The organism is Agromyces sp. NPDC055658, from assembly GCF_053618155.1.
The window spans coordinates 25,486-48,670 of the sequence record NZ_JBSHHD010000006.1 but is presented as its reverse complement, the minus strand read 5'-3'; the positions used below and the strand labels follow the sequence as shown (position 1 = coordinate 48,670).

General features: G+C 71.8%; 20 protein-coding genes and 1 pseudogene. 17 read left to right on the top strand and 4 right to left on the bottom strand.

Going from position 1 to position 23,185, the window contains the following annotated elements; genetic code table 11:
• Nucleotides 1–278: 278 nt before the first annotated feature.
• Nucleotides 279–1,034 (bottom strand): IclR family transcriptional regulator, encoded by a 756-nt coding sequence (locus tag ACWGPE_RS04570; protein ID WP_231431792.1) that lies wholly within the window; start codon nucleotides 1,032–1,034, stop codon nucleotides 279–281.
• A 225-nt stretch (nucleotides 1,035–1,259) separates the two neighbouring features.
• On the opposite strand from ACWGPE_RS04570, the gene ACWGPE_RS04565 reads away from it, so the two are divergent.
• The 16 genes and pseudogenes from ACWGPE_RS04565 to menC all read left to right on the top strand — a co-directional run bounded on the left by ACWGPE_RS04565 (nucleotide 1,260) and on the right by menC (nucleotide 19,343).
• Complete coding sequence (locus ACWGPE_RS04565; RefSeq protein WP_452048236.1) at nucleotides 1,260–2,714, top strand: NAD(P)-dependent malic enzyme; 1,455 nt, start codon at nucleotides 1,260–1,262, stop codon at nucleotides 2,712–2,714.
• Entirely contained in the window at nucleotides 2,711–4,324 is a 1,614-nt protein-coding gene (aceB, locus tag ACWGPE_RS04560) for a malate synthase A (protein ID WP_231431790.1), read from the top strand. The genes ACWGPE_RS04565 and aceB overlap by 4 nt, the downstream gene beginning before the upstream one ends.
• A complete protein-coding gene (locus ACWGPE_RS04555; protein WP_231431789.1) occupies nucleotides 4,321–5,661 on the top strand; it encodes a DUF6986 family protein in 1,341 nt (446 codons plus the stop codon). Before aceB ends, ACWGPE_RS04555 begins: the two co-directional genes overlap by 4 nt.
• Nucleotides 5,662–5,698: 37 nt before the next feature.
• A complete protein-coding gene (locus tag ACWGPE_RS04550) occupies nucleotides 5,699–6,511 on the top strand; it encodes a bifunctional allantoicase/(S)-ureidoglycine aminohydrolase (protein WP_231431788.1) in 813 nt (270 codons plus the stop codon).
• A gap of 359 nt (nucleotides 6,512–6,870) precedes the next feature.
• The gene (locus tag ACWGPE_RS04545) at nucleotides 6,871–7,695 is read left to right on the top strand and encodes a hydroxypyruvate isomerase family protein (RefSeq protein WP_452048235.1); all 825 of its coding nucleotides are present in this window, start codon (nucleotides 6,871–6,873) and stop codon (nucleotides 7,693–7,695) included.
• Nucleotides 7,696–7,749: 54 nt separating this feature from the next.
• Entirely contained in the window at nucleotides 7,750–8,628 is an 879-nt protein-coding gene (locus ACWGPE_RS04540; RefSeq protein ID WP_231431786.1) for a 2-hydroxy-3-oxopropionate reductase, read from the top strand.
• A gap of 54 nt (nucleotides 8,629–8,682) precedes the next feature.
• Nucleotides 8,683–10,470, top strand: a complete 1,788-nt coding sequence (gene gcl / locus ACWGPE_RS04535) for a glyoxylate carboligase (protein ID WP_452048234.1) — start codon at nucleotides 8,683–8,685, stop codon at nucleotides 10,468–10,470.
• 113 nt (nucleotides 10,471–10,583) lie between these two features.
• Nucleotides 10,584–11,633, top strand: a pseudogene (locus ACWGPE_RS04530) (glycerate kinase); the annotation flags it as partial.
• A gap of 201 nt (nucleotides 11,634–11,834) precedes the next feature.
• On the top strand, nucleotides 11,835–13,166 hold the full coding sequence (gene allB / locus ACWGPE_RS04525; RefSeq protein ID WP_452048264.1) for an allantoinase AllB: 1,332 nt from the start codon (nucleotides 11,835–11,837) through the stop codon (nucleotides 13,164–13,166).
• A gap of 182 nt (nucleotides 13,167–13,348) precedes the next feature.
• Nucleotides 13,349–13,825, top strand: coding sequence for a thioredoxin-dependent thiol peroxidase (gene bcp, locus ACWGPE_RS04520; RefSeq protein WP_452048233.1), 477 nt, complete (start codon nucleotides 13,349–13,351; stop codon nucleotides 13,823–13,825).
• Nucleotides 13,826–14,000: 175 nt separating this feature from the next.
• Entirely contained in the window at nucleotides 14,001–14,498 is a 498-nt protein-coding gene (gene uraD, locus ACWGPE_RS04515; RefSeq protein ID WP_452048232.1) for a 2-oxo-4-hydroxy-4-carboxy-5-ureidoimidazoline decarboxylase, read from the top strand.
• Nucleotides 14,495–14,872: a hydroxyisourate hydrolase gene (gene uraH / locus ACWGPE_RS04510; protein WP_452048231.1), complete on the top strand. Its 378-nt coding sequence runs from the start codon at nucleotides 14,495–14,497 to the stop codon at nucleotides 14,870–14,872. Before uraD ends, uraH begins: the two co-directional genes overlap by 4 nt.
• 7 nt (nucleotides 14,873–14,879) lie before the next feature.
• The gene (pucL, locus tag ACWGPE_RS04505; protein WP_452048230.1) at nucleotides 14,880–15,845 is read left to right on the top strand and encodes a factor-independent urate hydroxylase; all 966 of its coding nucleotides are present in this window, start codon (nucleotides 14,880–14,882) and stop codon (nucleotides 15,843–15,845) included.
• Between the two features lie 266 nt (nucleotides 15,846–16,111).
• On the top strand, nucleotides 16,112–17,104 hold the full coding sequence (locus tag ACWGPE_RS04500) for a hypothetical protein (RefSeq protein WP_452048229.1): 993 nt from the start codon (nucleotides 16,112–16,114) through the stop codon (nucleotides 17,102–17,104).
• A 167-nt stretch (nucleotides 17,105–17,271) separates the two neighbouring features.
• Nucleotides 17,272–18,099, top strand: coding sequence for a hypothetical protein (locus ACWGPE_RS04495; protein WP_452048228.1), 828 nt, complete (start codon nucleotides 17,272–17,274; stop codon nucleotides 18,097–18,099).
• Nucleotides 18,096–19,343 (top strand): o-succinylbenzoate synthase, encoded by a 1,248-nt coding sequence (gene menC / locus ACWGPE_RS04490; protein ID WP_452048227.1) that lies wholly within the window; start codon nucleotides 18,096–18,098, stop codon nucleotides 19,341–19,343. Before ACWGPE_RS04495 ends, menC begins: the two co-directional genes overlap by 4 nt.
• Nucleotides 19,344–19,459: 116 nt before the next feature.
• On the opposite strand, the gene ACWGPE_RS04485 is transcribed toward menC, so the two are convergent.
• From ACWGPE_RS04485 to ACWGPE_RS04475, 3 genes are read right to left on the bottom strand one after another with little or no spacing between them, the layout of a single operon-like run.
• Nucleotides 19,460–20,317 (bottom strand): aminoglycoside phosphotransferase family protein, encoded by an 858-nt coding sequence (locus tag ACWGPE_RS04485; protein WP_231431775.1) that lies wholly within the window; start codon nucleotides 20,315–20,317, stop codon nucleotides 19,460–19,462.
• A complete protein-coding gene (ligD, locus tag ACWGPE_RS04480; protein WP_452048226.1) occupies nucleotides 20,314–21,618 on the bottom strand; it encodes a non-homologous end-joining DNA ligase in 1,305 nt (434 codons plus the stop codon). Before ligD ends, ACWGPE_RS04485 begins: the two co-directional genes overlap by 4 nt.
• A 5-nt stretch (nucleotides 21,619–21,623) precedes the next feature.
• Complete coding sequence (locus ACWGPE_RS04475) at nucleotides 21,624–22,553, bottom strand: AraC family transcriptional regulator (protein WP_275506472.1); 930 nt, start codon at nucleotides 22,551–22,553, stop codon at nucleotides 21,624–21,626.
• A gap of 159 nt (nucleotides 22,554–22,712) precedes the next feature.
• Here ACWGPE_RS04475 and ACWGPE_RS04470 point away from each other — a divergent pair, with 159 nt between their 5' ends.
• Nucleotides 22,713–23,168 (top strand): SRPBCC domain-containing protein, encoded by a 456-nt coding sequence (locus tag ACWGPE_RS04470; protein ID WP_275506473.1) that lies wholly within the window; start codon nucleotides 22,713–22,715, stop codon nucleotides 23,166–23,168.
• The last annotated feature ends 17 nt before the right edge of the window (nucleotides 23,169–23,185 follow it).

Below are 23,185 nucleotides of genomic sequence, written 5' to 3'. Positions count from 1 at the left end.
AAATCCGTTAATTTTTTTCCTTTTTGGGTTGCCCGCTAATTGTGCCACCCCCCGGGGGTGGCGTCCCCCCGGGTGGTTGCCCCACGCCTGGAAATCATTCGGTCGGAACGGCGACACTCGGCGATCGGCGGATGCGGGTGCGGGTGCGGGTGGGGGTGCGGGTGCGGGTGCGGATGCGGGTGCGGGTGCGGGAGCGCGCGCGGGCGCGCGGGCGCGCGGGTGCGCGGGTGCGCGCGTGCGGGGGTGTGCGGCGCGAACCGCGTGGCGTTCGCGCGGCGTCAGGCGGCGGCGGTGGCGTCGGCGATCTCCTGCACGACCTCGCGCAGCACGGGGATGGCTCGCTCGGCGAAGTCCTCGTCGACGCGGGCGACCGGGCCCGACACCGAGACCGCCGTCGGGATGGGCGCACCCGGCACGGTCATCGCGTAGCAGCGCACGCCGATCTCCTGCTCGCCGTCGTCGATCGCGTAGCCGCGCTCGCGCGTGACGCGCAGGTCTTCGAGCAGTGCGTCGATCGAGTCGATCGAGTGCACGGTCGACTGGGGCAGGCCGGTGCGACTGATGATGTCGCGCACGGTGTCGTCGTCGAGCTGCGCGAGGATCGCCTTGCCGACGCCCGTCGCGTGCAGGTGCGAGCGGCGGCCGACCTCGGTGAACATGCGCATCGCGTGCGGCGACGGCGCCTGCGAGACGTAGATGACCTGGTCGCCGTCGAGGGTCGCGAGGTTCGCGGTCTCGCCGAGCCGCTCGACGAGCTCCTTCAGCTGGGGGCGGGCGAGCCGCCCGAACTGGCGGTTGGCCACCTCGCCCAGGCGCACCAGGCGTGGTCCGAGCGCGTAGCGGCGGTTCGCGAGCTGACGCGCGTAGCCGAGCGCGACGAGCGTGCGGAGCAGGCGGTGGATCGTCGGCAGCGGCAGTTCGGCCATCGTCGAGAGCTCGCTCAGCGTGACGTCGCCGCCGGCGTCGGCGATCAGCTCGAGCAGGTCGAACACCCTCGCGACCGACTTGACGCCTTCGGGCTGGCCCTCCGCCATGCGCTGCTCCCGTTCGTGATCGTGGCAGACCATATCCGCATCGCGGAAAACCTGCCGGGTTGCAGTCAACATACCGCACGACTCCACGATGGGCGGCGAGCGGATTCCCGTGCCGGTCACGGTCGCCGCATCCCGGGGTTGAGTTTCCGAATGGCAGACATTAACATCCGTAATACGGAAACCGCCGCGCTTGAAACAACGCGGGCATTCAAGAAAGTCGATCCGATGGCGAATCCCAGTCCCGGTTACTCCATTCAGCTCCGCGTCGAGGCGCCCGCCGGCGTCACCGCGACGAGCGAACTCGTCGTCGCGGCGGCCGACGCCGGTGCGGTCATCACCGCGGTCGACGTCAGCGAGTCGAGCACCGATCGCGTGCTCGTCGACCTCACCTGCTACGCCGGGAGCGCCGAGCACGCCGCCCAGGTCGCCGCAGCGCTCGCCGCACGCGAGGGCGTCGTCGTGCACGAGGTCGCCGACCGCACCTTCCGCCTGCACCAGGGCGGCAAGCTCGAGATCGTGCCGAAGACGCCGCTGCGCAACCGCGACGACCTCTCCCGCGCGTACACCCCCGGCGTCGCCCGGGTCTGCCTCGCGATCGCCGACCGCCCCGCCGACGCCCGCCGCCTCACCGTCAAGGGCAACACGATCGCCGTCGTCACCGACGGCTCGGCGGTGCTCGGCCTCGGCAACATCGGCGCGACCGCCTCGATCCCCGTGATGGAGGGCAAGGCCGCCCTCTTCAAGCAGTTCGCCGACGTCGACGCCTGGCCGGTCGCCCTCGATACGCAGGACACCGAGGAGATCATCGGCATCGTCAAGGCCCTCGCGCCCGTCTACGGCGGCATCAACCTCGAGGACATCGCCGCGCCGCGCTGCTTCGAGATCGAGCGGCGCCTGCGCGAGGAGCTCGACATCCCCGTCTTCCACGACGACCAGCACGGCACCGCGATCGTCACGCTCGCGGCGCTCATGAACGCACTGCGCGTCGTCGGCAAGCGCCTCGACACGGTGCGCATCGTCGTGTCCGGGGTCGGTGCGGCCGGCAACGCGATCATCCAGCTGCTCAAGGCCGAGGGGGCGGTGAACATCGTCGCCTGCGGCCGCAACGGCGCCATCCACCGCGGCGAGCGGTACGCCGACGAGCACCGCACCCGGCTCGCTTCGAACACCAACGCCGAGGGCCTCACCGGCTCGCTCGCCGAGGTGCTCGCCGGCGCCGACGTCTTCATCGGCGTGAGTGCCCCGAACCTGCTCGGCGAGGCCGAGATCGAGAGCATGGCCGACGACGCGATCGTCTTCGCCATGGCGAACCCCGACCCCGAGGTCGACCCGGTCGTCGCGGCCCGCCACGCGGCCGTCGTCGCGACGGGGCGCAGCGACTTCCCGAACCAGATCAACAACGTGCTCGCCTTCCCCGGCTTCTTCCGAGGGCTGCTCGACTCGGGCGCCGTCAACATCACGCCCGAGATGCTCGTGGCCGCATCAGAGGCGATCGCGTCGTGCGTGCGCGATGATGAACTCAACGCGAGTTACATCATCCCGAGCGTCTTCGACCCGGATGTCGCCCGTGCCGTCGCCGAAGCCGTCGCCGGCGCCGCGCACCGCGAAGACGCCCGGCAGGAGAGCGCTCCTGCCGCCGACACCGAGCCCACCGCAGAGACGCAGGAAGCCGCCGCATGAGCACCGACACCAGTTCCCTTCGGATCACCCGCCCCGCCGAGATCGACGGTGCCGACGAGATCCTGACGCCCGAGGCGCTCGCCTTCGTCGAGGCGCTGCACCGCGAGTTCGACGGGCGCCGCCTCGAGCTGCTCGCCGCCCGCACGGTCAAGCGCGACCGCATCGCCGCCGGCGGCACCCTCGACTTCCTGCCCGAGACGCGCGAGATCCGCGAGTCCGAGTGGCGCGTGGCCCCCGCCCCCGAGGCGCTCCTCGACCGCCGGGTCGAGATCACGGGGCCGCCGTCGCCCGCGAAGATGGCGATCAACGCCCTCAACTCCGAGGCGCGCGTGTGGCTCGCCGATCTCGAGGACGCCGCCGCCCCGAACTGGGAGAACGTCGTCGGCGGCATCCTGAACCTCCGCGACGCGGCGCGCGGCACGCTCGCGTTCACGTCTCCGCAGGGCAAGGCGTACGCGCTCCGCACCGACGTGCGTCGCCCCACGGTCGTCACGCGGCCCCGCGGCTGGCACCTGCCCGAGCGGCACGTGGTCGTCGACGGGCGCGAGGGCAGCGGCTCGCTCGTCGACTTCGGCCTGCACTTCTTCCACACGGCGAAGCAGCTCATCGAGAACGGCGAGGGCCCGTACTACTACCTGCCGAAGATCGAGAGCCACCTCGAGGCCCGCCTCTGGAACGACGTGTTCGTGTTCGCGCAGCAGTACCTCGGCATCGCCCGCGGCACGGTCCGCGCGACGGTGCTCATCGAGACGATCCCGGCCGCCTTCGAGATGGACGAGATCCTCTACGAGCTGCGCGAGCACGCCTCGGGCCTCAACGCCGGCCGCTGGGACTACCTGTTCAGCCTGATCAAGGTCTTCCGCGACGCGGGCGACGCGTTCATCCTGCCCGACCGGGCGCAGGTGTCGATGACCGCGCCGTTCATGCGCGCCTACACCGAGCTGCTCGTGAAGACCTGCCACCGACGCGGCGCCTTCGCGATGGGCGGCATGGCCGCCGTCGTGCCGAACCGCAACGACCTCGAGGTCACGCGTGCGGCCTTCGACAAGGTGCGCGCCGACAAGACCCGCGAGGCGAACGACGGCTTCGACGGCTCGTGGGTGGCGCACCCCGACCTCGTGCCCGTCTGCCGCGAGGTGTTCGACGAGGTGCTCGGGGCCCGCCCGAACCAGCTCGACAAGCTGCGCCCCGAGGTCGAGGTCACCGCGGCCCAGCTGCTCGACGTCGCCTCCGCAGGCGGCGACGTCACCGAGGCGGGCCTGCACGACAACCTCTACGTCGCGGTCGCCTACACCGCGGTCTGGCTGTCGGGCAACGGCGCCGTCGCGATCCACAACCTGATGGAGGATGCCGCGACCGCGGAGATCTCGCGCTCGCAGGTCTGGCAGCAGGTGAGGAACGGCGTCGTGCTCGCCGACACCGGCGACACCGTGACCGTCGAGCTCGTGCGCCGGGTGCTCGCCGAAGAGGTCGACCGCCTCCGCGGGGAGGTCCCCGCCGAGCGGTTCGCCGCCTACTACGAGCCGGCCGCCGAGCTCATCGAGGAGATCTGCACCTCCGACGAGTACGTCGACTTCCTCACCCTGCCCGCCTACGAGCTGCTGGGATGAGCATGGCAGCCAGTGACGTCGCGGGCGCACCGGGCACGGCGCTGCCAGGCGCCGCCGTGCCCCGCACCGCCCTGACCGCCGACGACCTGGCTCGCGTCGAGGCGCGGCTCGCCGACACCGACGAGCTGCTCGCGACCGTCTACCCGGGCGACGACGGCTCCCGCCAGCCCGTGCACACCGTGTACGTGCCGGCCGACACCTTCACTCCCGAACTGCCCGCGGCGTGGGGCCGCGCAGCCGAGGAGTCCGTGACTGCGAACGGCGGGTTCGAGGCGCTCGCCGTCCGCATCGGGGTGGATCCCGCACTCGCGGCGCGCATCGCGCCGCGAGTGCGGGAGAAACTCGCCCGCGAGCCCATCGAAGACCTTCGCCTCGACTTCGAGGACGGCTACGGCGACCGCGGCGACGAGACCGAGGACGCCGATGCCGTGCGCGCCGCCGAGCAGGTCGCCGCCGCCGTCGCGGCGGGGGTCGCGCCGCCGTTCATCGGCATCCGCTTCAAGTGCTTCGAGGCGCCCACGAGGGCACGAGGCATCCGCACCCTCGATCTCTTCATCGGTGCGCTCGTCGCGCAATCGGGCCCCGCCGGCCTGCCCGACGGGCTCGTGCTCACCCTGCCGAAGGTCACGACGGTCGCGCAGGTCGAGGCGATGGTCGACGTCGTGACCGCGCTCGAGCGCGCCCACGGGCTGCCCGACGGGCGCCTGCGCTTCGAGGTGCAGGTCGAGACGCCGCAGCTCATCCTCGGCTCGGGCGGCACGTCGCCCGTCGCGCAGCTCGCGGTCGCCGCGCCCGGACGCATCAGCGCCCTGCACTACGGCACCTACGACTACAGCGCCTCGCTGCAGATCGCGGCCCGTTACCAGTCGATGGAGCACCCCGTCGCCGACCTCGCGAAGGAGGTCATGCAGCTCGCGGTGGCCGGCACCGGCATCCGCCTCTCCGACGGCTCGACGAACATCCTGCCGCTGGGCGACCGCACCGAGGAGGCGTGGCGCCTGCACGCCCGGCTCGTGCGCCGCTCGCTCGAGCGGGGGTTCTACCAGGGCTGGGACCTGCACGCGCACCAGCTTCCGACCCGGTACCTCGCGACCTACGCCTTCTTCCGGGAGGGCTACCCCGAGGCATCCGCACGCCTGCGCAACTATCTCGAGCGCACGCCGGGCGCCGTGCTCGACGAACCCGCCACGGCCCGCGCGCTCGCCGACTTCGTGCTGCGCGGCGTCGAATGCGGCGCGGTCGGCGAGGCCGAGATCGTCGCCGACATCGGCATCGACCGGCGCGCGCTCACCCTGCTCGCGCATCCGAAGCTCGCCGCGACTGCGGCGAACGACTGAGGATGTCGCGACCCACCCCTGATCACGAGGAACACGCATGAGCTACTACACCCCGCAGGGCGGGCTGCCGCCGCAGACCGACCTGCTCACCGACCGCGCCGTCGTCAAGCAGGCGTACACCTTCATCCCGAAGGGCGTGCTGCGCGACATCGTCACGAGCAACCTGCCCGGCTTCCGCGGCACGCGGTCGTGGATCATCGCCCGGCCCGTCGCGGGCGGCGCCACGACCTTCTCGCAGCTCATCGTCGAGATCGCGCCGGGCGGCGGTGCCGAGAAGCCCGAGGTCGAGCCCGGCGTCGAGGGCGTCGTGTTCGTGACGACCGGCTCGCTCACGCTGACGCTCGAGGGGGAGCGGCACGTGCTCGAGGCCGGCGGCTACGCCTTCCTCGCGCCGGGGGCGGACTGGTCGCTCGCGAACGAGGGCGCGGAGCTCACGAGCTTCCACTGGATCCGCAAGGCGTACGAACCCGTCGACGGCATCGCGCCGCCGGCGTCGTTCGTCACCCGCGACCAGGACATCGAGCCCGTGCCGATGCCCGACACCGACGGGGCGTGGGCGACCACGCGGTTCACCGACTCGAACGACCTCGCGCACGACATGCAGGTGAACATCGTGACGTTCCAGCCCGGCGGATCGATCCCGTTCGCAGAGACCCACGTCATGGAGCACGGGCTGTTCGTGCTGCAGGGCAAGGCCGTCTACCGGCTCAACGACGACTGGGTCGAGTGCGAGGCGGGCGACTACATGCTGCTGCGCGCGTTCTGCCCGCAGGCCTGCTACGCGGGCGGCCCCGAGCCGTTCCGCTACCTCCTGTACAAGGACATGAACCGGCAGATCCGGCTCACCTGAGTCGCGGCATCCGTTTTCAGGACGGGGTGTGGGAAGCAGGGGTGTTCTGCGGTCGAAGACGGCCATGACACCCCGTGCCCGCCACACCCCTCCCTGAAAGGTGTTCACACACGGGCGCCCGGGACGTATCGTCGCCGGGCGCTTCGTCGTGTCCGGGGCGCCCCGCGCCGAGATGTCGGAGGAATCGGCCGTTCGGCTGGCGCTTCGGGCTCTGGGTGCTGAATTTTCCGACATCTCGTCGCGGATGCCGCGGCGAGCGTCCGACGAGGGTTGACGTCTCGCCACTCGGCGCTTACGATTTCATACAGCAGAAGAATTCTTCCGGAAGACGGAAATAGGCAACACGAAGGAAGTCGACGATGACGTACACGGTGAACTGCTCGATCCTCCTCACCGAGCTGCCCCTGCTCGAGCGCCCGGCCGCGGCCAAGGCCGCGGGCTTCGACGCCGTCGAGTTCTGGTGGCCGTTCGCCGAGTCGGTGCCCGCCGACCGCGACGTCGACGCCTTCGTCGGCGCGATCCGCGACGCGGGCGTGCAGCTGACCGGCCTCAACTTCAACGCGGGCGACATGCCCGCCGGCGACCGCGGCCTCGTCTCGTGGCCCGCGCGCTCGGCCGAGTTCCGCGACAACATCGCGGTCGTGGCCGGCATCGGCCGGGCGCTCGGCACGAAGGGCTTCAACGCCCTGTACGGCCTCCGGCAGGAGGGCGTCGACGCCGCCGAGCAGGACGCGGCGGCGATCGAGAACCTCGCGGCCGCAGCCGCGGGCGTCGCCCCGATCGGCGGCACCGTGCTGCTCGAGCCGGTCTCGGGCGCTCCGGCGTACCCGCTGAAGACGGCGGCCGACGCCGTGCGGGTGATCGACGCCGTGCGCGCGGCATCCGGCACCGCGAACCTCAAGCTGCTCGCCGACTTCTACCATCTCGCGGTCAACGGCGACGACGTCGCCGCGGTCATCGAGGCGCACGCCCCCTCGTTCGGCCACATCCAGATCGCCGACGACCCGGGCCGCGGCGCCCCCGGCACCGGCGGGCTGCCGCTCGAGGCGTGGATCGCCCGCAGCCGCGAGCTCGGCTACGGCGGCCCGATCGGCCTCGAGTACAAGGCCCCGATCGACGAGGCGTTCACCTGGCTCGCCGGCGCCGAGCCGAGCGCTGCGACCAGTACCGCCGCCACCGCCTGACCGCCACGCGCAGGCACCGACCGACCCGCACGACGCAACACGAAGGACCAACTCATGAGCAAGATCGCGATCATCGGCCTCGGCATCATGGGCCTGCCCATGGCCAAGAACCTCGTCGCCGCCGGCCACGATGTCACCGGCTTCAACCGCAGCCAGGCGCCCATCGACGCGCTCGTCGCGGCGGGCGGCCGCGGTGCCGCGAGCATCGCCGACGCCGTGAAGGGCGCGGAGGCCGTCATCACGATGGTGCCCGACTCGCCCGACGTCGAGTCCGTCGTGCGCGGCGAGGGCGGCGTGTTCGCCAACGCCGAGCCGGGCACCCTGTGGATCGACAACTCATCGATCCGCCCCGACGTCGCCAAGGAGCTCGCCGAGGAGGCCGTCTCGAAGGGATTCGGCGCGGTCGACGCGCCCGTCTCGGGCGGCGAGCAGGGCGCCGTCGACGGCGTGCTCTCGATCATGGTGGGCGGCTCGGAGGGCGACTTCGCGAAGGCCCTGCCCGTGCTCGAGGGCATCGGCAAGACCATCGTGCACGTCGGCCCCGCGGGCGCCGGCCAGACCGTGAAGGCGGCCAACCAGCTCATCGTCGCCGTCAACATCCAGGCGCTCGCCGAGGCGGTCGTCTTCCTCGAAGCCTTCGGCGTCGACACCGACGCCGCGCTGAAGGTCCTGGGCGGCGGACTCGCCGGCTCCAAGGTCCTCGACCAGAAGGGGCAGAAGATGCTCGACCGCGACTTCGCCCCCGGATTCCGCCTCGCGCTCCACAACAAGGACCTGGGCATCGTCACCGCCGCCGCACGCCAGGCCGGCATCACCGTTCCGCTCGGCTCGGCCGTCGCCCAGCTCGTCACCTCGCTCGTCGCCCGCGGCGACGGCGGGCTCGACCACTCGGGCCTCTTCAAGCTCACGACCGAGCTCGCCGGCCGCGAATAACTCGCGCCGCGGCATCCACCCACGTTCTCCACCTCTCTCCGAAGGAGCACTCCCATGACTCGCATGCGCGCCGTCGACGCCATCGTGCAGATCCTGATCAAGGAGGGCGCCACCGAGGCCTTCGGGCTGCCCGGTGCCGCGATCAACCCCCTCTACTCCGCGATGCGCGCGAACGGCGGCATCCGGCACACCCTCGCCCGCCACGTCGAGGGCGCCTCGCACATGGCCGACGGCTACAGCCGCACCGGCGACGGCCGCATCGGCGTCTGCATCGGCACCTCGGGCCCCGCGGGCACCGACATGATCACCGGCCTCTACGCCGCGATCGCCGACTCCATCCCGATGCTGTGCATCACGGGCCAGGCGCCCGTCGCGAAGCTCGACAAGGAGGACTTCCAGGCCGTCGACATCGCCTCGATCGCGAAGCCGGTCACGAAGTTCGCGAAGACCGTGCTCGAGGGCGCCCAGGTGCCCGGCGTCTTCCAGTCGGCGTTCCAGATCATGCGGTCGGGCCGCCCGGGCCCCGTGCTCATCGACCTGCCGTTCGACGTGCAGATGACCGAGATCGACTTCGACATCGACACGTACGAGCCGCTGCCGGTGGCCAAGCCCGCCGCGACCCGCGCGCAGGCCGAGAAGGTGCTCGACCTGCTCGTCGCCTCGAAGCACCCCGCGATCATCGCGGGCGGCGGCATCGTGAACTCGGGCGCGTCGGAGAAGCTCGTCGAGCTCGCCGAGACCCTGGGCGTGCCCGTGTTCCCGACCCTGATGGGCTGGGGGGCGATCGCCGACGACCACCCGCTCGCAGCGGGTCTCGTCGGCATCCAGACCTCGCAGCGCTACGGCAACGCGAGCTTCCTCGAGTCCGACTTCGTGCTCGGTATCGGCAACCGCTGGGCGAACCGCCACACCGGAGGCCTCGACACGTACCGCGCGGGCCGCACCTTCGTGCACGTCGACATCGAGCCCACCCAGATCGGCCGCGTGTTCGCGCCCGACTACGGGGTGGTCTCCGACGCGGGCGCGTTCATCGACGCCCTCCTCGAGGCGGCGCGCGACCGCGTCGCCGACCTGCCCGACTACCTCGGCTGGGCCGAGGAGTGCCGCGGCCGCAAGGCGACGCTGCAGCGCAAGACCAACTTCGACGACGTGCCGATGAAGCCGCACCGCGTCTACCAGGAGATGCTCTCCGCGTTCGGCCACGACACCACGTACGTCACCACGATCGGCCTGTCGCAGATCGCGGGCGCCCAGCTGCTGCACGTGTACGAACCGCGCCAGTGGATCAACGCCGGCCAGGCCGGCCCGCTGGGCTGGACGCTGCCCGCCGCGCTCGGCGTCGTGCGCGGCAAGCCCGAGGCGAAGGTCGTCGCGCTCTCGGGCGACTACGACTTCCAGTTCATGATCGAGGAGCTCGCGGTCGGCGCGCAGCACCGGCTGCCGTACCTCCACGTCGTGGTGAACAACAGCTACCTGGGGCTCATCCGCCAGTCGCAGCGCGGCTTCGAGATGGACTACGAGGTCTCGCTGGCGTTCGACAACGTCAACACGCCGTTCGACCCCGAGAGCGTCGCGACCGGCTACGGCGTCGACCACGTCAAGGTGGCCGAGGGTCTCGGCTGCAAGGCGATCCGCGTCGAGCGCCCCGAGGACCTCGCGGCCGGCTTCGCCGAGGCCGAGCGCCTTCGCGAGGAGTTCCAGGTGCCCGTGGTCGTCGAGGTGATCCTCGAGCGCGTCACCAACATCGCGATGGGCGCCGACCTCGACACGATGAACGAGTTCGAAGACCTCGCGACGTCGCCGGCCGACGCGCCCGAGGCCGTGTACGCGCTGCTCGACTGAGCCGGCCCGCGTCCGCCGGGTATCCGCCGGGCGGACGCGGGCATCCGCCCCTTCCGCCCGGCCCTTCCGCCCCGCCCCTTCCGCAACGAACCGTCCGAGGAAAGACTGAGACCATGCGCATCGTCATCGCGCCCGACAAGTTCAAGGGGTCGCTCTCGGCGCCCGAGGTGGCCGCCCGCGTCGCCGAGGGTGCGCGCCGCGTCGACCCCGAGATCGAGATCGACGCGATCCCGGTGGCCGACGGCGGTGAGGGCACCCTCGACGCGGCCCTCGCCGCCGGGTTCGAGCGCCGCACCGCGCGCGTCACCGGCCCGCTGGGCGCGCCGGTCGACGCCGCGTTCGCCCTGCGGGGCGACGAGGCGGTCGTCGAGATGGCGCAGGCCTCGGGTCTCGACCTGGTGCCGACGGGCGGGGCGGATGCCGCAGCCGCGACGAGCCTCGGCACCGGGCAGTTGCTCGCGGCCGCGCTCGACGCGGGCGCCCGGCGCATCGTGCTCGGCATCGGCGGCAGCGCCTCGACCGACGGGGGAGCGGGGCTCCTGCAGGGGCTCGGCGCGCGGTTGCTCGACGACTCGGGCCACGAGCTGCCGGTCGGGGGCGGCGCCCTCGCCGACCTCGCCCGCATCGAGCTCGGCGGGCTCGACCCGCGGCTCAGCGAGACCGAGATCGTGCTCGCGAGCGACGTCGACAACCCGCTGCTCGGGCCGACGGGCGCCGCAGCGGTCTTCGGCCCGCAGAAGGGCGCGACCCCCGACGACGTCGCCCGGCTCGACGCGGCGCTCGCGAACCTCGTCGAGGTGCTCGCCGCCCACACCGCCGTGCCCGCGCGCATCGCGGCCGAGCGCCCGGGCGCCGGCGCGGCCGGTGGCGTCGGCTTCGCCGCGCTCGCGGTGCTCGGCGCCGAACGCCGGCCCGGCATCGACGTGGTGCTCGAGTTCACGGGCCTCGAGGCCCGGCTCGCGGGTGCCGACGCGGTCATCACCGGCGAGGGCAGCCTCGACGCGCAGAGCCTCATGGGCAAGACGCCCATCGGCGTCGCCCGTGCGGCGCGACGGGCGGGCGTGCCGGTCTACGCGGTGAGCGGCCGGCGTCTGCTGAACGACGACGAGGTGCGCGATGCGGGGTTCGCGAACGCCCGTGCGCTCGCCGAGCTCGAGCCCGATCCGGCCCGCAGCATGGCCGAGGCATCCGACCTGCTCACCCGACTCGCGGAGGAACTCGTGACCGACTTCATCACCGAACAGGCGGGCCAGGTCGGCTCTGCCGACCATGCCGGCCCTGCCGACCAGGTGGGGCCCGCCGGCGTCCCGGTCGCGGCGCACCGCGGGGCCGACGGCACGGCGCAGCCCGGCGCGTTCGACGTCGTGTTCCGCGCGGCGCGCGCGCTCGTCGCGGGCGACGGCGCTCCGGTCGAGCGCGCCGTCGAGATCGGCGTGCGCGACGGGCGAATCGTCGCGATCTCGCCCCTCGGCACGGGCCTCGCGGGGGCGACCGTCGTCGAGCTCGCGGCCGACGAGGTGCTGCTTCCGGGCCTCGTCGACACGCACGTGCACGTCAACGAGCCCGGCCGCACCGAGTGGGAGGGCTTCGCCTCGGCGACCCGTGCCGCCGCGGCCGGCGGGGTGACGACGATCGTCGACATGCCGCTCAACTCGATCCCGCCGACCGTCTCGGTCGCGGCGCTCGACGAGAAGCGGGCGGCGGCGGCCGGCCAGACCTTCGTCGACGTCGGGTTCTGGGGCGGAGTGGTGCCGGGCAATCTCGACGAGCTCGCGCCGCTCGTCGACGAGGGCGTGTTCGGCTTCAAGTGCTTCCTGCTGCACTCGGGCGTCGACGAGTTCCCGCAGGTCACCGCCGACGAGATGGAGCAGGCGATGCGGGTCATCGCCGAGCGCGACTCCATGCTCGTCGTGCACGCCGAGGACGCGCACGTCATCGACGCCGCACCGCACCGGGGCGGTCCCGGCTACGCCGACTTCCTCGCCTCGCGCCCGCACGAGGCCGAGGACACGGCGATCGCCGAGGTCATCGATCGGGCGGCGCGCACGGGCGCCCGCGCGCACATCCTGCACCTCTCCTCCTCGGACTCGCTCGGGCAGATCGCCCGGGCCAAGGCCGCGGGCACGGATCTCAGCGTCGAGACGTGCCCGCACTACCTCACGCTGTTCGCCGAGGACGTGCCCGCGGGCGCGACGGCGTTCAAGTGCTGCCCGCCGATCCGCGAGGACGCGAACCGCGACCGGCTGTGGGAGGGGCTCCGCGACGGAATCATCGACTACGTCGTGTCCGACCACTCGCCGTCGACGCCCGAGATGAAGTATAAGGGCGACGGCGACTTCGAGCTCGCGTGGGGCGGCATCGCCTCGCTGCAGCTCGGTCTGCCGCTGATCTGGACCGAGGCGCGCGAGCGCGGCATCGGTCTCGAGCGGGTCGTCGAGTGGATGGCGCAGCGGCCCGCCGCGCGGGTCGGCCTCACGACGAAGGGGCGCATCGAGACCGGCTGCGCAGCCGATTTCGCGGTGTTCGCGCCCGAGCAGACGTTCACCGTCGATGCCCGCTCGCTCGAGCATCGGCACCCCGTGACGCCGTACGACGGCCGCGAGCTCACGGGCGCCGTGCGTCGCGCGTACCTCGCCGGTGCGCCCGTCGACCGCGAACGGGCCCAGGGCCGGATGCTTCGAAAAGGGAACGCGTAGCATCCCGGGGGCCGTGAGGCCGGACGGTCCGATACCGTACCGGCCCACGGCCGTATCCCGTTCCCGACCCCTCCACCCGCCGCCAACAACCACCCACCTCCCGCCAACCGAACCGGACCACCGGACCCCGAGAGGGACACCGGCGCCGAGGCATCCCGTCGACCGCTGAAACGGAGCACCTCATGATCAACTCGTCCGAAGAACTCGAAACCGGCCAGGCGGCCCCCGACTTCGCCCTGCCCGACGCGACCGGAACGGTGCGCCGGCTGAGCGACCACCGCGGCGGCCCCGTCATCGTCTACTTCTACCCGGCCGCGTTCACGCCAGGCTGCACGACCGAGGCGTGCGACTTCCGCGAGAACCTCGCCTCGTTCCAGTCGGCCGGCTACACGGTGCTCGGCATCTCGCCCGACCCGGTGTCGCGGATCGCGGAGTTCGCGGAAGCCGAGCAGCTCGCCTTCCCGCTGCTCTCCGACGAGGACGCGCAGGTCGCCAGGGCGTGGGGCGCGTGGGGCCAGAAGACGGTCGCCGGGCGCACGTTCGACGGACTCATCCGCTCGACCGCGGTGATCGACGCCGAGGGCCGGGTCGCAGCGCTCGAGTACAACGTCGATCCCAATGGGCACGTCGGTCGTCTGCGGGAGCAGCTCGGTCTCTGAGCACACTGCAATCGGATGCCTCGTGGCACGACTTCTTCATCGGAAATCGTTGCTACGGGGCATCCGTATTTGTTAGCATTGTCACATGCTGAAATAACAGTTCCACGATGCGAAACATGAGTTTCGTATATCCGTACACCGTGGATGCCAGCAGAATGAGAAAGTGACTCAAGCGATGAAGCTTGAACAGTTCAACGAAGCCGATCGTTCGGAGGCGATCGCCACGCTTCGACCATGCATCGACGTGACGCGGTGGTGCGAGCACCTCGCCGACCGTCGACCGTACGGCTCGATCGACGAGCTCGTGGCCGAGGCCGGCACCGCCGCGTCGCCGTTCACGGCCGGCGAGGTCGAGCAGGCGCTCAGCCACCATCCCCGCATCGGGGAGCGTGCGAGCGGTGCGAGCACCGAAGCGGCCATGTCGCGATCGGAGCAGGCGGGCGTCGACCCGGCCGACGCCGAGATCGCACGGGCCCTCGCCGAGGGCAACGCGGCGTACGAGCAGCGGTTCGGGCGGGTGTTCCTCATCCGTGCGGCCGGCCGCTCCGCCGGCGAGATCCTCGACGCGCTCACCACTCGGCTCGGCAACGACGACGCGACCGAAGACGCGGTCGTCGCCGAGCAGCTGCGCGAGATCGCCGTTCTGAGATTGAAGGGGGCCATCGCCGCATGACCGTTTCGCAGATCACGACGCACGTGCTCGACGCCCAGCGCGGCAAGCCCGCCGCCGGCGTGCCCGTCGAGCTGTATCGGCGTTCCGTGGGCGGCTCCGGGGCTTCCGGCTCCGCTCCCGGCGGGGACGGCTGGGAGCTCCTCGCGAGCGCCGTGACCGACGACGACGGGCGGGCGAAACAGCTCGGCCCCGAGACGATCCCCAACGGCGAGTACCGGCTGCGATTCGACACCGGCGCCTACTTCGCCTCCACCCAGACCGACGCCTTCTACCCCGAAGTGCTGCTCACCTTCCTCGTCGCCGAGGAGGGTCGTCACTACCACGTGCCGATCCTGCTGAGCCCCTTCGCCTATTCGACCTACCGAGGAAGTTAGATCCACCATGACCGACACCCTGATCAACACCGTGACCACCACCGACGCCGCCGCAGGCGGCGCGTCGAGCGCCGAGCCCGGCGCCATCGTGCTCGGCCCGAACCAGTACGGCAAGGCCGAGGTCCGCGTCGTCAAGGTCACCCGCGACACCGACCGCCACGAGATCGAGGACCTCAACGTCACCTCGCAGCTGCGCGGCGACTTCGCCGGTGCCCACCTCGACGGCGACAACTCGCACGTCGTCGCGACCGACACGCAGAAGAACACCGTGTTCGCCTTCGCTCGCGAGGGCGTCGGCTCGCCCGAGGCGTTCCTGCTTCGCCTCGCCGACCACTTCATCGGCGAGTTCGACTGGGTGACCGGCGGACGCTGGCTCGCCGAGAGCTACGCGTGGGAGCGCATCACCGCCCACGGCCAGCCCCACGACCACTCGTTCGTGCGCAAGGGCCAGGAGATCCGCACGGCCGCGGTCATCGCCGACGGCGACACCCGCCACGTCATCGCGGGCCTCAAGGACCTCACGGTGCTGAAGACGACCCAGTCGGGCTTCGTCGGCTACCCGAAGGACCGCTACACGACCCTCCAGGAGACGACCGATCGCATCCTCGCGACGAGCGTCGCCACGCGCTGGCGCTACCAGCCGGGCGCCGAGGTCGACTACAACGCCGTCTACGACAGCGTGAAGGCGATCCTGCTCGAGACGTTCACCGAGAACTACTCGGCGGCACTCCAGACGACCCTCTTCGAGATGGGCCAGGCGGTGCTCGAGGCGCACCCCGAGATCGCGGAGATCCGCTTCTCGATGCCGAACAAGCACCACTTCGTCGTCGACCTCGAGCCGTTCGGCCTCGACAACCCCAACGAGGTGTTCTACGCGAGCGACCGGTCGTACGGCCTCATCGAGGCGACCGTCACCCGCGAGGGTCTCGCCGAGGTCCCCGAGGTCTGGGCGTCGACCGGCGCCTTCTGCTGATCGGGTCGGCTCACGAGCGCCCCGTCCGGCTCCGCCGGGCGGGGCGCTCGCGCGCGGTGGCGGCGCGGCGCCGCCTTGCCCGCTTCGCTTGTGTAGGAAGTTCCGTGACATCGCCGGCGTGTCGCCCGCCCGGCCGACGGCATGTCGCGAGAAACTCCTCCATCTCGGTCGACGACCTCTCCTCCCCACCTCGACACGTATCCCATCGGTGGGCGCTTCCACCGCGCGATCGCATTCGGACCAGCCGACACGGGCACGATCGCGTCATGACGGCGCTCCTCACGAAACTCCACCTGCTCGGCGAGATCGCCCGAGTCCGCACGCTGCGAGAACTGGGTGAGACGGATGCCTCGCTGCGAGTGGCCCTCCGCGCCGGAGCAGTCGTGCGGCCCCGACGTGGCTGGATCGCCTCGCCGACGGCAGACCGCGACCAACTCCGCGCGATCGCCGTGGGCGGCCGTATCGGCTGCGTCTCCGCGTTGCGTCGCCTCGGCATCTGGTCGGGCGTCGACGAGTCGTTGCACATCGCAGTGCCCCGATCGACACCGCGGGTCGACCGCGCACCGAATGTCGACGATCCGGGGAACTCGGGCGTCTGGCATCCGGTCGCTTCGGAGCGTACGCGAGAACGTGGCACCGTGCGGCTGGGGAGGGCAGGGCCGGTACGGCTGCACTACGTTCGCGAGCTGGATCCGGGCGCCGGTCGCGATTGGGTCGTCTCGCCCAAAGGAGCCCTCGCGACCGCACTTCGATGTCTGCCTCGGGAACATGCGAACGCGGCGATCGACTCGGCGCTTCACGAACGGGTGTTGACGCGTCGGCAGATCGACGACGTACTCGCCGCGCTGCCCGGCACCTGCCGGGATCTGGTGGACGAGTTCACCGGGATTCCTGAGTCGGGGGTGGAGAGCCTGTTCGTTCGGCGCCTCGCGCGCGCTGGATACCTGGTGGGACCGCAGGTCGGGCCGGCGGGACTCGGCCGGTTCGACGGTCTGATCGACGGATGCGTGTTGTTCGAGGTCGACGGTAGGGAGTTCCACTCGGGACGCGAGGAGTTCTACGCCGATCGTGATCGGACCCTGGTCTCGCAGTCGTTCGGGGTCCCGGTCGTTCGACCGAGTGCGAAGCACGTCTTGGACGACTGGCCGTTGGTCGCGACGACGGTGGAGCGGATGGTCGCCGATGCGAAGGTCGTGCTCAAGGCGCGGATGACCGGAATCCGACCGCTCGCATACGGGTCGGAGGAGTTCGATCTGTAGGAAGACTTGGCTCGGTCGCGGAGTGGCGTGCAGCGAAACGCGGGATGTCGGCGGGTTCTTCCTCCAGTTCATCGACGAGCAGGCGGCGGCGGCGGCCCTGTCGCCGGGTGAGAGGCCCGACCACTCCCGCGCGCCGCGGCGCGACCGCGCTCGGCTAGCCTCGACACATGGACGCTGTCGTCGCCGAGGCCCTTGCCGCCGCCGATCGCGCCGACCTCGGCGCGGGCGTCATCACGCGCGGGGCCGCCGAGCACGAGATCGAGGCGGTGCTCGCCCGGTTCGAGTCGACTTGGGGCGAGGGGCGCGGCCCCGACCACTCGATGATCCGGGCGCTGGCGCACGCGGGCGCGACGGTGCTCGTCGCGGTCGCCGATGACGAGGGCGGCGTGGATGCCTCGGCGACGCCGCCGTACGCGATCCCGGGTGAGCTGCTCGGCGCGACGCTCGGGTTCCTCGGCTGGAACGAGGGTCTCCACCTGCACTCGCACATGAACGCGGTCGCCCCGGCGGCGCGCGGACACGGCATCGGGCTCGCGCTGAAGCTGCGCCAGCGGGCGATCTGCCTCGAGCACGGCGTCGTCGAGGTCCGCTGGACGTTCGACCCCCTCATCCGCCGCAACGCCCGCATGAACCTCGTGCGGCTCGGGGCCGAGGTCGCCGCCTACCTCCCCGAGTTCTACGGCGTGCTCGGCGACGAGATCTCGGGCGCCGACCGCAGCGATCGCTTCGAGGTGCGCTGGCGACTCACGTCGCCGCGGGTGCTCCGCGCGCTCGCCGGCGGTGCGCCTCCGCGCTGGTCGGGGGAGTCGGGCTTCGCGCTCGTGCCCGACTTCGAGGCATTCAGGCGGGATGCCGCGGCCGATGCCGTACGCATGCGCGAGGCATCCGTGCGCGCGTTCACGGAGATGGCGCGGCAGGGGCTGCGACCCGAGCTCGACGACGCCGGGGACTACGTGTTCACCGAGGCCGAGCCCGACGCCGAGGAGGCGAGATGACGACGAACCCGACCCGCATCGAGACGATCGCGCTGCATCGCATCGAGGTGCCGCTCGTGCGGCCGTTCGAGACGAGCTTCGGTCGCGAGACGGTGCGCGAAGCGCTCCTCGTGCACGTGAGCACCGACGCCGGCGAGGGGTGGGGCGAGTGCGTCGCCGGCCGCGAGCCCTTCTACTCCTCCGAGTACGTCGACGGCGCGGCATCCGTGATCGAACGGTTCCTCGGCCCAGCACTGCTCGACGCGACCGCACACCGTCACGCGCACGACGCCGCGCACCACGCGGCCGATACGGCCGGAGTCGCCGGAGCGGCAAGCGCCGAGGGCCCCGGTACCCGCGGCGCCTCGGTGCCGCTCGCACGGTCGGTCGCCGGCACGCTCGCGTTCGTCGCGGGCCACCGCATGGCGAAGGCCGCCCTCGAGTCGGCCGTCCTCGACGCCGAGCTGCGCGCCCAGGGCCGATCGATGGCCGAGGCGTTCGGAGCGGAGCGCGAGTGGGTCGACTGCGGAGTCTCCGTCGGCATCGCGCCGACGCTCGAGGAACTGCTCGACGAGGTCACCGGGTACCTCGAGGACGGCTACCGCCGCATCAAGCTCAAGATCAAGCCCGGTTGGGACGTCCTGCCCGTCGCGGCCGTCCGCGAGCTCATGGGACGCGACGGTCTCCTGCAGGTCGACGCGAACACGGCGTACACCGGCGACGACATCCCGCTGCTCGCAAGCCTCGACGCGTTCGACCTGCTGCTGATCGAGCAGCCGTTCGCCGAGGAGGACATCGCCACCCACGCCCGGCTCGCGGCCGCGTGCGAGACCCCCGTCTGCCTCGACGAATCGATCCTGGATGCCGCGACGGCGGTGGACGCGATCGATCGCGGCGCGACGAGCGTCGTCAACATCAAGCCCGGCCGGATGGGCGGATACCTCGAGGCGCTGCGCGTGCACGACGCGTGCCGTGAGCTCGACGTGCCGGTGTGGTGCGGCGGCATGCTCGAGACCGGGATCGGCCGTGCGGCGAACGTCGCGCTCGCCGCGCTGCCCGGGTTCGCGCTGCCCGGCGACACTTCCGCCTCCGACCGCTACTACGCCGACGACGTGACCGAGCCGTTCGTGCTCGGCGACGGCGAGCACCGAGGGCAGCTCCGGGTGCCCGGTGGCCCGGGTACCGGTGTCGCCGTGCGCACCGAACTCGTGCGCGAGTGGGCGTCGCGGCCGGTCGTCGAGCTGTCGCAGCCGAGGCTCGTGTAGGAAGAACCGTCGGGTCCGCGGCGAGTCGCGGCGAGACGCGCCGCGCGGTTGCGGAAGTTCCTCCATGCGCGAACGGAGCGCAGCATCGCTGACGGCCGGAACGTCGCCGAGGCGGCTCAGAGCGCGAGATCGGCGGCGGTCACGCCGAGACGTGTGACCGACTCGGCGTGCGACGGGTCGTCGGCGATCGCGAACCACGTCGACGACAGTGCGCACCAGGCCACGAGCCAGTCTCGCTGCCGCGACGGCAGCACGCCGGTCTCGGCGACGACGATGCCGAACTGGCGCTCGAGCCGCCCGGGCATGAGCGCCCGCGCGTGCGACGGGTTGCAGAGCAGGTTGCAGTAGTCGAAGGCGGCCTCGCCGACGAGCCCCTTGGGGTCGATGACGAGCCATCCGCGCTCGCCGAAGTCGAGCACGTTCCCGTGGTGCAGGTCGCCGTGCAGCACGCGCGCGTCCCGCTGCGTCGACAGCAGCCGGTCGGCGTAGTCGGCGCCCTGCCGATGGAGCGGGTCGAGGTCGTCGGCGTGCGCGAACAGCTCGCGGAACCACTGCTCGAGCGGCACGAGGAGCGGCACCCCCGAGTCGGTGAGCGTGGGGAGCTCCGCCGGGTCGAGGTGCACGCGGCGCGCCGCTGCGCAGATCACCCGCGTCGCACCGTCGTCGTCGCCGTCGACGACCATGCGCACGAGGTCGCCCGTGCCGGTGGCCCGTTCGAGCAGCACCGCCTGCCCCTCGCGCTGCAGGACGCGCGCAGCGCCGTGTCCGTCGAGCTGTTCGAGCAGCTCGGCGCCGCGCTCCTCCTCCTCCACGTGGGCGACCTTGAGCACCGCCGCGACCCCGTCGATGGTTCTCACGGGGATCAGCGTGCTCGACGCCGTCGTCTGCGGGTCGCCCTCGGGATGCAGGCGCCAGCGGTGCAACCATTCGATGTCGGCGTGATGACCGGGGTCGACGGGACCGAAGTCGCTCACGAGGCGCGGCCAGTCGTGCCGCCGGAACGATCGCCGGGGCGGCCGCCGGGGAACGACAGCTCGCCGTTCTCGTCGCGGTACTTCGCCCACGGGTCGTAATCGACCTCGAGCGGTTCCTGCGGCGGCCGCTCCGCCTCGGGCACATGCTGCAGGTTCACCCGGATGCGGTACCAGAGCGACGAACTGCCTCGCATGCCGTCGACGAGCACGTCGGCCGGCTCGAGCCGGGGCACGACGTCGGAGTGACGTTCCTTCCACCGCTCCAGGCCCTCGAGGGCCTCGGGCTTCGTCTTGGCGCGGGCGATCTCGATGAGCGGCATCGTCGACTGCCGTTGCCCGGAGCCATCGCCCGAGCCGCGGCGCGGGGGCTTCTCGGCGGGGCCGAGCTCCTCGGCGAGTCGCAGCAGACCATCGAGACGGCCGACCGCGTCGTCGATGCCGGCCGCGGCGTCGCCGCGCTCGGCGAAGCGTGCGAGGACCGTCGCGACGGTGAAGCGCTCGGGACGACTCTCGCGGACCTCCGCCCAGTCGAGCGGGGTCGAGACGCGGGCGTCGGGCAGCGGACGCACCGAGTACGCCGAGGCGACCGTGCGGTCCTTCGCGTTCTGGTTGAAGTCGACGAACACGCTCTCGCCGCGCTCCTCCTTCCACCAGCGGGCGGATGCGAGGCCGGGAGCGCGGAGCTCGACCTCGCGCGCGAGCGTCTCGGCGGCGAGCCGCACCTCGGGATAGGTCCACTCGGGTGCGATGCGCACCGAGATGTGGATGCCGCGAGAGCCGGACGTCTTCGGCCAGCCGACCAGCCCGACGTCGTCGAGCACCTCGCGCGCGACGAACGCGACGTCGACGATCTGCGACCAGTCGACGCCGGGCATCGGGTCGAGGTCGACGCGCAGCTCGTCGGGATGGTCGAGGTCGCCGGCCCGCACGGGGTGGGGGTTGAGGTCGATGCATCCGAGGTTCACGACCCAGGCGAGCGCGGCCGCATCGTTCACGACGACCTCTTCGGCGGAATTGCCCGACGCGTAGTGCAGCGTCGCGGTCTCGATCCACTCGGGGCGCTTGTCGGGAGCGCGCTTCTGGAAGAAGGCCTCCTGGTCGATGCCCTTGACAAACCGTTTGAGCACCATCGGGCGCCCACCCGCGCCGCGCAGCGCACCGTCGGCGACCGCGAGGTAGTACTTCACGAGATCGAGCTTGGTGAGCCCCGGCTCGGGGAAGACGACCTTGTCGGGGTGCGAGATGCGCACCTCGCGACCGTCGACTTCGATGACCTCGTCCGCTCGCGATGCAGGGCTCACGCTCCTCACCCTAGGTCGGCCGGGTGGCCGGAGGGAACCCCCGCCGCCCGGGTCGCCTGCGCCGCTGCGGCGTAGCGCCGCGGCGTCTCGCCGATGACCGTGCGGAACTCGCGGGTGAAGTGCGCCTGGTCGACGAAGCCGAGCTCCGCGGCGAGGTCGGCGAGCGACGGCGGGTCGTCGGCGGCGAGCCGATGCGCGGCCTCCTGCATGCGGTATCGACTGATCAGCCACTTCGGGGTGAGGCCGAGCCGCGCGCGCACCAGACGCTCGAGCGCACGCAGCCCGAGCCCGCTCGCGTCGGCCAGCTCGCCCGCCCGCAGGATCGTACGGTCGGTCTCGGCGAGCTCGACGACGCGCGCCGCGAGGGCGGCATCGGGGTCGAGGACGATGTGCTGCGCGCCGAGCCAGTCGGCGAACGCCGCGACCGCCTCGTCGTCGCGGCCGTCCTCGGCCGCCGTGCGGACCCGCGAGACGCCTGCCGCGGTACCCCGCAGCCGCAACGCCTCGACCGGCACAGAACCGCCGACGAGCGAGCGGACCTCGCCCGGCGCGATGAGCCCGGCGACGCCGGGCTGGAGGAGGGCGCCGACGGCCCAACCCTCGCCTTCGAGCCGTGAGACGCCGCGACCGATCGACGGACCGTGCAGCGCGGTGCCGTCGGGCTCGACGACGAGGTTCGCCGACGGGTACTCGAGCACGCCCTGTTCGATGACCACGCCGGCGGGCAACCGCCACCTGGGCACCCAGAAGTGCCGCACGACGTGCGCGACGGGGGGCGGCGCCGGGAATCGGGCCAGCCGCACGGGCGCGTCGGCGGCGTGCTGGGCGGCCGCGTCGGCCGCGATCGGTGCCAGACCCGGCTCGCCGCGCCTCGGCGCGAGCACGCCCTTGTCGGCGGCGCCGGCGCGCGTGCGCCAGTAGTCCGAGGGCTGCATGGTCCGAGTATGGCGTCGTCCGCCGACACCCGTCGCCCGCCGCCCCTCACCGAGTCGCTGTCGCGTTTCTGCAAGACGCCCGCCACGCGGCATCCGTAGCGTCGAACCGAATCGACCGGCGGAAATCGACCGGCAGAACCAGAGAGCGGAGAACCGACCATGTCCGACTTCGAGATGACCCTGTACGTCGCAGCCGAGCCGCAGCAGGTGTGGGACGCGATCACCGGCGACGACGGCAGCCGCGCCGTCATGTGGGGCTCGGTGCTCCGCGGCGAGCTCGCCCCCGGCGAGCGCTACGAGTACGTCGGCCCGGGCCAGGACGGCGACGAGACCGTCCACGTCTACGGCGAGGTGCTCGCCGCCGAGCCCGGAGCGCTGCTGCAGCTCTCCGAGCATCCGGGCCCGACCTACCGCGAGAACCACGCGGAGCTCCGCAGCCGTATGACCTGGCGCATGAGCTCGGCGGGCGACGCGCTCACGAAGCTCACGTTCACGAACGACGAGTGGAGCGAAGGACATCCTGCCGAGGCCGAGACGAGCGACACGTGGCCGCTCGTGCTCTCGAGCTTCAAGTCGTGGATCGAGACGGGACGCGCGCTGCCGTTCCCGGCATGAGGCGAGGCGCGCGAAGC